Raw genomic sequence first — 10,000 nt, 5'->3', positions numbered from 1 at the left:
CAACAAAATTATTAATATTTCTTTTCTCAAGCTCCCCCTTCAAACCTTTAATCAAGAACTTTAAAGTAAAATAAAAATCAACCACCTAGCAATGACACTAGATGGTTGCATAAGCCTTCATTCGTATTACTACTTTATACATTAGTGATAATTCTTGAAATATAGAAAGTACGGTTTTTACTTAAATCGAAAATCTCTCCTGAATGCACTAGTTTAATAAGTGGTCGTGTTGGTGCAAATTTATTAACATACATTACTTCAGCACGCTCTAAATTAGAAAGCTCAACAATTGTACCTATAGGCAGGTCTGCAAAAATGTCAATGAGTGCACGTACTACTTTAATATCAAACTTTCCAAATTCAGATTCATTAATCATTTCTATTACTTTAAATGAAGATTGTTTAGCTCTATACACTCGTTCACAAGTCATTGCATGGAAAACATCTGCGACAGCGATAATTTGTGCAAAAATCGAGATATTAGCGATTTTTTCACCCTTTGGATAGCCGCTTCCATTTAAACGTTCATGATGCTGGAAAATAGCCTCTTTCATGGTTTCCTTTAAAATTGTTAAATCCTTTACCATATTGTGACTATAAATGGGGTGTTTATAAATTTCATTGAATTCCTGCTCTGTTAAAGATGACTTTTTATCACGAATTCGTGGATGTACTTTCGCCATACCACAATCAGCTAATAAACCACCAATTGCTACTTGAATAGTAGTACCTCTATCATAGCTTAGCTTTTGTGCAATAACTGCAGCAATTAAGCCAGTTGCTACACAATGATGATACAAATAGTCTTTTGGATTAGAATACTCGTTTAAATCAAAAATAATAGTACGATCATCTAGCACCATTTCTACCAGTGGCAAAATAATTGCTCTAGCTTTGGCAATGTCTACCTTGGCGCCCGCTTCCCAATTTTTAAATTCTTTTTTAAATTGTTCAATCGACTGATTATATGCTTTTCTAAAAGTAGGGATTTCTTCTATTATTGTAACTGCTACATTATTTTCTTGCTTTTCGGATCGAGTTTCGCTTTGATCTTTATAAACTGGCACATTGGAAATATTAAATGCGTTAAAAACCTGTAAATGTACGTGGGAAATCATTGTGTCTTTAAAAATAATAGGATATTGTGTATTAGCAAAAATATCTTCAGAAATAACTTGACCAATACCTAATTCTGAAATCGGAACATGTATACTTTCCACGAAATAAACACCTCTTCACTATTTAGCTTGTTTCACTGAAGGTATTTCCATTTTATCACGGAATTCAAAATAGTTACTTATTTTTCATAATTTATGTTAAAAAAACCGATGAACGACTATCGCGGTCGTCACCGGCTTTTTCATTATTCCTCTATATCATCTTCGTGAACTTCTTCTTTTTCCACTTTTGCTACCGTTGCCACTAGCTCATGATCTCCTAACCGGATTAAACGAACGCCTTGTGTGCTACGGCCAATTAATGAAATATCATTAACATCCATACGAATCAACATACCATTAATTGTAATCAACATTAAATCTTCAGAACCATCGACTGTTTTAACAGCTACCATTGGGCCATTTTTATCAGTAATATGGATTGTTTTCAATCCAACACCACCTCGGCTTTGTAGACGATACTCCTCTTCAGCAGTACGTTTACCATAACCTTTTGCAGTAACAACTAAAATTTCCTGACCCGGTTCAATAATTTCCATACCTACGACTTCATCACCATCACGGAGCTTAATACCACGTACGCCGCCTGCTGTACGCCCCATAGAACGAATATCTTCCTCTTGGAAACGAACAAGCATACCATCACGTGTACCAATGATCACTTGCTTCTTACCATCTGTTAAACGGACAGAAATCAGATCATCATCTTCTCGTAAACTAATAGCAATTAGCCCATTTGTTCGGATATTGGCAAATTGAGATACGGGTGTACGTTTAGTAATCCCAGTTTTTGTTGTAAAGATAAAGTATGCATCCTCATTAAATGAATCAACACGAATCATAGCAGTTACTTTTTCATCTTTTTCGATATTTAGTAAATTAACAATTGGTAAACCTTTAGCTGTACGACCAAACTCTGGAATCTCATAGCCCTTTGCTCTAAATACTTTACCCTTCGATGTAAAGAATAATATCGTATCATGCGTAGAAGTATTCATAAGATGCTCTACAAAATCATCATCATTTGTTCCCATACCTTGCACACCACGACCACCGCGTTTTTGTGAACGGTATGTATTCGCAGCTAAACGTTTAATATAACCGTTATGTGTTAACGTTATGACTGAGTTTTCACGTGGAATTAAATCCTCATCCTCGATCATTTCAAGTCCACCAGCAGTAATTTGTGTACGGCGTGTATCGTTATAGCGTTCTTTTATTTCAAGCATTTCTTTACGGATAATATCAAGAATCTTTCCTTCATCCGCTAAAATTGCCTTTAATTCGCTAATTAATTTTTGCAGCTCTTGATATTCAGCCTCAATTTTTTCACGCTCTAAACCACTTAAACGAACAAGACGCATATCAAGAATTGCCTGTGCCTGACGTTCGCTTAAAGAAAATCGCTCCATTAAAACTGGCTTCGCTTCATCGCCGCTACGAGAGCCACGAATAATCGCGATAATTTCATCGATATGGTCAAGTGCGATTCGTAAACCTTCTAAAATATGCGCACGCTCTTCTGCCTTACGTAGCTCAAACTGTGTACGACGAGTAATCACTACTTTTTGATGCTCTAAATAGTGATGTAGTGCCTCTTTTAAACTTAAAATTTTTGGCTGACCATCCACTAATGCAAGCATATTGACGCCAAAGCTTGATTGCATTGCCGTTTGCTTATATAAATTATTCAATACAACGTTTGCATTTGCATCACGACGTACTTCAATAACAACACGCATACCGCGACGATCTGATTCATCACGTAAATTAGTAATGCCATCAATTTTTTTATCACGCACAAGCTCTGCAATTTTTTCAATTAATTTTGCTTTATTTACTTGATAAGGTAGCTCATGAATTAAAATTGTTTCCTTCCCATTGCTACTTTGTTCGATTTCCACCTTCGCTCGAATAGTAATGGAGCCACGACCTGTTTCATAAGCTCTGCGAATACCAGAACGACCGATAATTAAGCCTCCTGTTGGGAAGTCTGGCCCAGGTATAATGTCCATTAATTCTTCCGTTGAGATAGCTGGATTTTCAGATAAAGCAAGCACTGCATCAATCGTTTCTCCAAGCTGATGAGGTGGAATATTTGTTGCCATTCCTACCGCAATACCTGATGCACCATTAACAAGTAAGTTTGGATAACGTGATGGTAATACTTTTGGCTCGCGCTCACTTCCATCATAGTTTGGCTCGTAATCAATTGTATCTTTATTTATATCTCGTAGCATTTCCATGGCTATCTTCGACATACGTGATTCCGTATAACGCATCGCAGCAGCTCCGTCGCCATCGACAGATCCGAAGTTTCCATGCCCATCTACAAGCATATAGCGATAGCTAAAATCCTGTGCCATACGTACCATTGCATCATAAATAGAGGAATCACCATGTGGATGGTATTTACCCATTACATCCCCTACGATACGAGCACTTTTTTTGTAAGGCTTATCAGATGTATTGCCTAGCTCCTGCATCCCATATAAAATTCGACGATGTACAGGCTTTAAGCCATCGCGTACATCTGGTAAAGCACGCGCTACAATAACGCTCATCGCATAGCTTAAAAATGATGTTTTAATTTCAGTCGTAATATTTCTACCTTGAATATTCTCATGTTCGATCTCAGACAAAATATAGCCCTCCCTTCCAAACGATTAAATATCTAATTCAGCATAGACAGCATTTTCTTCAATGAAATGACGGCGTGGCTCAACATCATCACCCATCAATTGATCAAAAATTCGATCCGCTTCAATCGCATCATCCAATTCAACACGAATCAATGTACGATGCGCTGGGTCCATTGTCGTTTCCCATAGCTGCTCCGCATTCATTTCACCTAAACCTTTATAACGCTGTACGTTTGGTTTTGGTATGCTTGGTAATCGATTCAAAATTTCCTCTAATTCCTCATCCGAGTAGCAATATTCTACATGCTTCCCTTGCTTCACTTGATAGAGAGGTGGCTTCGCTGCATAAACATAGCCTGCCTCAATAAGTGGACGCATAAAACGGAATAAAAATGTTAATAGTAACACACGGATATGTGCACCATCGACATCTGCGTCTGTCATAATAATTATTTTATGATAGCGTGCCTTTTCTAGGTTGAATTCTTCTCCAATTCCTGTACCAAAAGCTGTAATCATTGCGCGAATTTCTGCATTCGATAAAATTCTATCCAAACGTGCTTTTTCAACATTGAGGATTTTACCACGCAATGGCAAGATTGCTTGGAAGTGACGATCACGTCCAGATTTAGCCGAACCTCCGGCAGAGTCACCCTCAACGATATAAATTTCACATTCAGCTGGATTTGTTGAAGAACAATCAGCTAATTTCCCTGGTAAGCTCGATACTTCAAGAGCATTTTTGCGACGAGTAAATTCACGTGCCTTTTTCGCTGCCACACGTGCACGAGCTGCCATTAAACCTTTTTCAACGATCTTACGAGCAACAGTTGGATTTTCCAACATAAAACGCTCAAAACCATCAGAAAATAAGGCATTTGTAATTTGGCTTACTTCCGAATTTCCTAGCTTTGTTTTCGTTTGTCCTTCAAACTGAGGGTCTGGATGTTTAACAGAAACAATAGCTGTTAAGCCTTCACGTACATCCTCACCTGTTAGATTGGCATCAGCTTCTTTCAATAGCCCATTTTTTCGAGCATAGTCATTAATAACGCGTGTAAGTGCTGTCTTAAAGCCAGATTCATGCGTACCACCTTCATACGTATTAATGTTATTAGCGAATGAAAAAATATTGGATGAGAATCCAGCATTATATTGCATAGCAATTTCAACTGAAATGCCATCTTTTTCTCCAAGCACATCGATTGGTTCATGGATAGGCTCTTTAGATTGATTAAGATGCTCTACATATGAACGAATACCACCTTCATAGTGGTATGTAGTTGAACGAATCTCTTCTTCGCGTTCATCAGCAATCGTAATCTTAATACCACGATTTAAGTAAGCTAACTCACGAATACGATGAGCTAAAATATCAAATTCATAAACAGTTGTTTCTTTAAATATTTCTGGGTCAGCTTTAAAACGCGTTGTTGTGCCATTGTGATCTGTATCACCAATAACCGTTAACTCTTGAACCGTTTTTCCACGTTCAAATTTAATTTCATGGATATGTCCTTCACGGTGAACTTGCACAATTGTTTCAACAGAAAGAGCATTTACAACTGAAGCTCCAACACCATGAAGACCACCAGATACTTTGTAGCCTCCACCGCCAAATTTACCACCAGCATGTAATACCGTCATAATAACTTCAACAGCTGGCTTACCCATTTTTTCTTGAATGCTTACAGGAATACCACGACCATTATCTTCTACTCGAATCCAATTGTCTTTTTCAATTGTTACTTTGATATCCGTACAAAATCCTGCAAGTGCCTCATCTATACTATTATCAACTATTTCCCATACTAAATGGTGCAAACCTTTAGAGCTTGTTGAACCAATATACATTCCTGGTCTTTTACGTACTGCCTCTAAGCCTTCTAAAACTTGTATCTGATCGGCCTCATAAGCTTGGTTTTGTAAACCTTCGTTCTCTATAGCCACGGCTTTCATCTACTCCTTCATAACATCATTGTGTGTAAATGAATGAACAGTCAACCGAGCTGACTATTACCATTCTTTTATAATCTAAAAAACTACCCTGGCTAACTTTTTTCAATCGCTCCTTGTTTCACGTGGAACAGTTGGGCATGCTCCATCGTTTCATGATGAATTCCTTCAACACTTGTTGTTGTAACAAAGGTTTGGACTTCACCCTGAATAGTGTTTAATAAATGCGATTGGCGATAATCATCGAGTTCCGATAATACATCATCTAAAAGTAGGATGGGTGTTTCATTTGTTTCTTGTTTAATTAATTCAATTTCAGCAAGCTTTAAAGACAATGCAGTTGTACGCTGCTGTCCTTGTGAGCCATAAGTTTGAACATCGTAGCCATTTACTAAGAACTGCAAATCATCACGATGTGGACCAACTAGCGTTACGCCTCTGTCAAATTCACGTTCTCTTGCTTCCAACAACTTCCGCTGTAAAATATTTTCAATTTCACTAGCCGTCTGTTCTTTTTCAATACCAGCTACTGTACGATATTTTATCACAAGCGTTTCCTTACCTTGTGATATACCAGCATGTATAGGTTCAGCCCATTCCTGTAATAAATCCATAAATTGAAATCTTTTACGAATAATTTGGATAGCTGCATGAATATATTGTTCATTGTAAACCTCGTACATCACATCATTTGACATGGATTTGCCTTGGTTCATCTTTAGGAAATGGTTACGTTGCTTTAAAATTTTTTGAAAGGTCAATAAATCATGTAAATAAACAGGCGAAATTTGCCCAATCTCCATATCGATAAAACGTCGACGTATTTGCGGACTACCTTTTACAACCGTTAAATCTTCTGGTGCAAACATCACAACGTTCATTTGACCAATATAATGACTAAGGCGACTTTGCTCTATATGATTTATCTTGCCCTTTTTACCCTTCTTTGTAATCGTAAGCTCCATCGGTAAAATACCATGTCTTTTTTGAACGGCCCCTTCTATTTTACCATAGTCTGAATCCCAACGTATCAATTCTTTATCGTTCGTTGTACGATGAGATTTAGCCATTGCTAATACGTAGATGGATTCCATAACATTTGTTTTTCCTTGAGCATTTTCACCAATGAAAACATTAATTTTTGGAGAGAAGTTTAAAGCTAAGGCATCATAGTTACGGTAATTTGTTAGTTTTAATTGCTCAATATGCATAATTTATTGTCCAGCTGGTCCTACGATTTGAAAACGACCGCATCCAGGAATATTGACAATATCTCCATCACGCAGTTTACGACCTCGGCGATCATCCACTTCTCCATTTACATAAACAGCATTTTCCTGTAAAAACCACTTTGCCATTCCACCTGAACTAATGGCATCAGTTACTTTTAACAGCTGCCCCAGTGTAATGAACTCCTCATCAATTTTAATGTCTTCCATAGTGTGTTCCCCTCCAAATACAAACTCTCTTTCTCTCTATAATACCTAAAATTTCACTATAAGTAAAAAAAGATAGCCGCCATAAGCGACTACCCTAACTTTTTAATCCAGACAGATTTTTAAATTTTTTAGTAAGTTCGTACAGGTAAAATTAATTGTAATATTGCATCGTCATGAACAGAACGTAAAATAAATGGTCGCATTGCTCCAGTAAATTGAATAACTACATCTTGACCATCAATTGCTTTCAACGCTTCCATCATATATTTTGCACTAAAAGAAATTTTCAAACTTTCCCCTTCTAGTGATTCAACAGGAATTTCCTCTTGTACTTTACCAATTTCAGGTGAATTAGAAGAAACTTCAACAGCTTGATGATCCAGTATTTCAAATCGAACAACATTATTACGATCGCCTCGTGCAACTAATGATGCGCGATCGATTGCCTGTAATAAAGCCTTACCATTAATCGTTACGTTTGTTTGATACTCTTCTGGAATTAAACGTGATGTATCTGGGTAATTTCCTTCAAGTAAACGCGAGAAAAATAGTACATCATCTGTTTTAAATAATACTTGCTGACTTGTAATAACGATTTGCACAGGATTTGTCGAATCCTCTAATACTTTATTAAGCTCATTTAAACTTTTTCCTGGAATAACAACACTATGCTCAACTTCTGGTAAATTTTCTAGTTCTACTTTGCGTCTTGCTAAACGATGACTATCTGTTGCAACACAGATTAATGTTTCGTTTTTTATTTGCCAGTTTACACCTGTCAACACTGGTCGACTTTCTGAAGTAGCAACAGCGAACACTGTTTCACGAATAATTGTTTTTAATAAATCAGCAGGAATAGTAAATTTTTGATCCTCTGTTAGCTCTGGTAATAACGGATATTCAGTAGCATCAGAGCCGATTAAATGGAATTCAGATTTACCTGAACGGATATGAGTTTGGAAACCAGAAGTTACATGGATTTCGACATCATTTGTTGGTAATTTACGTACAATTTCATTAAACATACGAGCTTGTACCACTATTGATCCTGTTTCGGTAACTTGAATTAGTTGTTGTCCATCTTCCTCAACTGGAATAAATGTTTGAATAGTAATGTCAGCATCACTACCTGTTAAACGAATACCTTCCTCTGTTACATCCATTTTAATACCAGTTAAAATTGGAATAGTTGTTTTAGAGCTTACAGCTTTCATGACATCATTTAAACCCTCTAATAAACGGTCACGTAAAATATCAAATTTCATGTATTTTCCCTCACATATTTATATTATTTATTTATATAAAATAAAAAGATATAGTAATAGGCTCTGTGGATTTGTGGATAAGTGTATTTAAAGCGAATAAAATCAGTCTATCCACATGTAGATAGACTGTGCATAAGTTTGTGTTTAAATATTAGGTTTGTCCACAGCCATTACTTTCCTAGCATGCTACGAATTTGTTTAATATCTTGTTGAAGTTGAACGTCATTTTTCAACAAAGAAGATATTTTTTCATGAGCATGAATAACAGTTGTATGGTCGCGTCCACCAAATTCTTCGCCAATTTTCGGCAGCGAGAAATCCGTTAATTCGCGTGATAAATACATAGCAATTTGGCGTGGGAAAGCTATTAATTTTGTACGTTTTTTCGCAGCAAAATCTTCTAAGCGAATATTAAAATGCTCCCCTACTGCATTTTGAATATCTAGTATTGTGACAGTGCGTGGCTTTGAGTTTGGAATAATATCCTTCAATGCCTCAGCAGCCAATGTTGCTGTAATATCTTTGTTTACTAATGATGAATAGGCAACGACGCGAATAAGCGCACCTTCAAGCTCCCTAATATTGGAGTCAATCTGGTTCGCAATATAGAGCATAACTTCATTTGGTACCTCTAGACCATCTGCTTTTGCTTTTTTACGCAGGATAGCAATCCGCGTTTCCAAATCAGGCGGTGCAATATCGGTAATTAAACCCCATTCAAAGCGTGAACGTAGTCGATCTTCCAATGTTGGAATTTCCTTTGGTGGTCTATCACTCGATATAACAATTTGTTTTGATTCCTCATGTAATGTATTAAATGTGTGGAAAAATTCCTCTTGAGTCGATTCTTTTCCGGCAAGAAATTGAATATCATCAATTAGTAGCACATCTACATTGCGGTATTTATTGCGAAAATCAAGTGCCTTATTATCGCGTATAGAGTTAATAAACTCATTTGTAAATTTCTCAGATGATAAGTAGACCACTTTTGCATTAGGATTATGCTCCAATACATAATGACCGATTGCATGCATTAAATGTGTCTTACCAAGCCCAACGCCCCCATAAATAAAAAATGGATTGTAAGCCTTCGCAGGTGCTTCAGCGACAGCTAGTGAGGCAGCATGTGCAAAGCGGTTACCAGAGCCAATAACAAACGTATCAAAAGTATACTTCGGGTTTAACATACCTGGTGAAATATCATGGTGATCGTTATTTTTTGCTTGGATAATCGGCGCTGGTAAATCGAAATCGTCCGAGTCCTGGCTTTTTTGAACAACAAATTTAATAAGCAAGTCTTCGCCTGTAAGCTCCGTTAATATACCTGTAATCAAATGAATATAATGATTCTCAAGCCAATCTCGAGCAAACGAATTTGGCGCAGCTATTGTCACAGTTGAACCGCTACCATTGTAGGATAGTAGTTTTGTTGACTTTAGCCACGTTTCGAAGCTTGGTTTAGAAATTTTTTGTTCTACTTGAGCCAGGACATTGTTCCATAGTTCTTCTAAATGTTCCAA

Annotated in this window: 7 protein-coding genes; all 7 read right to left on the bottom strand. The window is 36.9% G+C overall.

Features of this window, described 5'->3' with window-relative positions; all coding sequences use genetic code 11:
* Nucleotides 1-134: 134 nt before the first annotated feature.
* Nucleotides 135-1,220: an HD-GYP domain-containing protein gene (locus MHB42_RS00035; protein WP_340803712.1), complete on the bottom strand. Its 1,086-nt coding sequence runs from the start codon at nt 1,218-1,220 to the stop codon at nt 135-137.
* 143 nt (nt 1,221-1,363) lie between these two features.
* Complete coding sequence (gyrA, locus tag MHB42_RS00030) at nt 1,364-3,820, bottom strand: DNA gyrase subunit A (protein ID WP_340803711.1); 2,457 nt, start codon at nt 3,818-3,820, stop codon at nt 1,364-1,366.
* Nucleotides 3,821-3,844: 24 nt separating this feature from the next.
* A complete protein-coding gene (gyrB, locus tag MHB42_RS00025) occupies nt 3,845-5,779 on the bottom strand; it encodes a DNA topoisomerase (ATP-hydrolyzing) subunit B (protein ID WP_340803710.1) in 1,935 nt (644 codons plus the stop codon).
* Nucleotides 5,780-5,871: 92 nt separating this feature from the next.
* Nucleotides 5,872-6,987, bottom strand: a complete 1,116-nt coding sequence (recF, locus tag MHB42_RS00020) for a DNA replication/repair protein RecF (protein WP_340803709.1) — start codon at nt 6,985-6,987, stop codon at nt 5,872-5,874.
* A 3-nt stretch (nt 6,988-6,990) separates the two neighbouring features.
* Entirely contained in the window at nt 6,991-7,215 is a 225-nt protein-coding gene (yaaA, locus tag MHB42_RS00015) for a S4 domain-containing protein YaaA (protein ID WP_340803708.1), read from the bottom strand.
* 128 nt (nt 7,216-7,343) lie between these two features.
* Nucleotides 7,344-8,480 (bottom strand): DNA polymerase III subunit beta, encoded by a 1,137-nt coding sequence (gene dnaN, locus MHB42_RS00010; protein ID WP_340803706.1) that lies wholly within the window; start codon nt 8,478-8,480, stop codon nt 7,344-7,346.
* 170 nt (nt 8,481-8,650) lie between these two features.
* On the bottom strand, nt 8,651-10,000 hold the full coding sequence (gene dnaA, locus MHB42_RS00005; RefSeq protein WP_340803705.1) for a chromosomal replication initiator protein DnaA: 1,350 nt from the start codon (nt 9,998-10,000) through the stop codon (nt 8,651-8,653).

The sequence above is a fragment of the Lysinibacillus sp. FSL K6-0232 genome (genome assembly GCF_038008325.1).
Taxonomy (GTDB): domain Bacteria; phylum Bacillota; class Bacilli; order Bacillales_A; family Planococcaceae; genus Lysinibacillus.
Note: the sequence above shows the minus strand (reverse complement) of the source record. Positions and strands in the feature narration are given on the sequence as shown.

Excerpts from the sequence above, each read along its gene's own strand:
- gyrB (WP_340803710.1), bottom strand. The coding sequence starts at position 5,779 with ATGAAAGCCGTGGCTATAGAGAACGAAGGTTTACAAAACCAAGCTTAT.
- recF (WP_340803709.1), bottom strand. The coding sequence starts at position 6,987 with ATGCATATTGAGCAATTAAAACTAACAAATTACCGTAACTATGATGCC.
- yaaA (WP_340803708.1), bottom strand. The coding sequence starts at position 7,215 with ATGGAAGACATTAAAATTGATGAGGAGTTCATTACACTGGGGCAGCTG.
- dnaN (WP_340803706.1), bottom strand. The coding sequence starts at position 8,480 with ATGAAATTTGATATTTTACGTGACCGTTTATTAGAGGGTTTAAATGAT.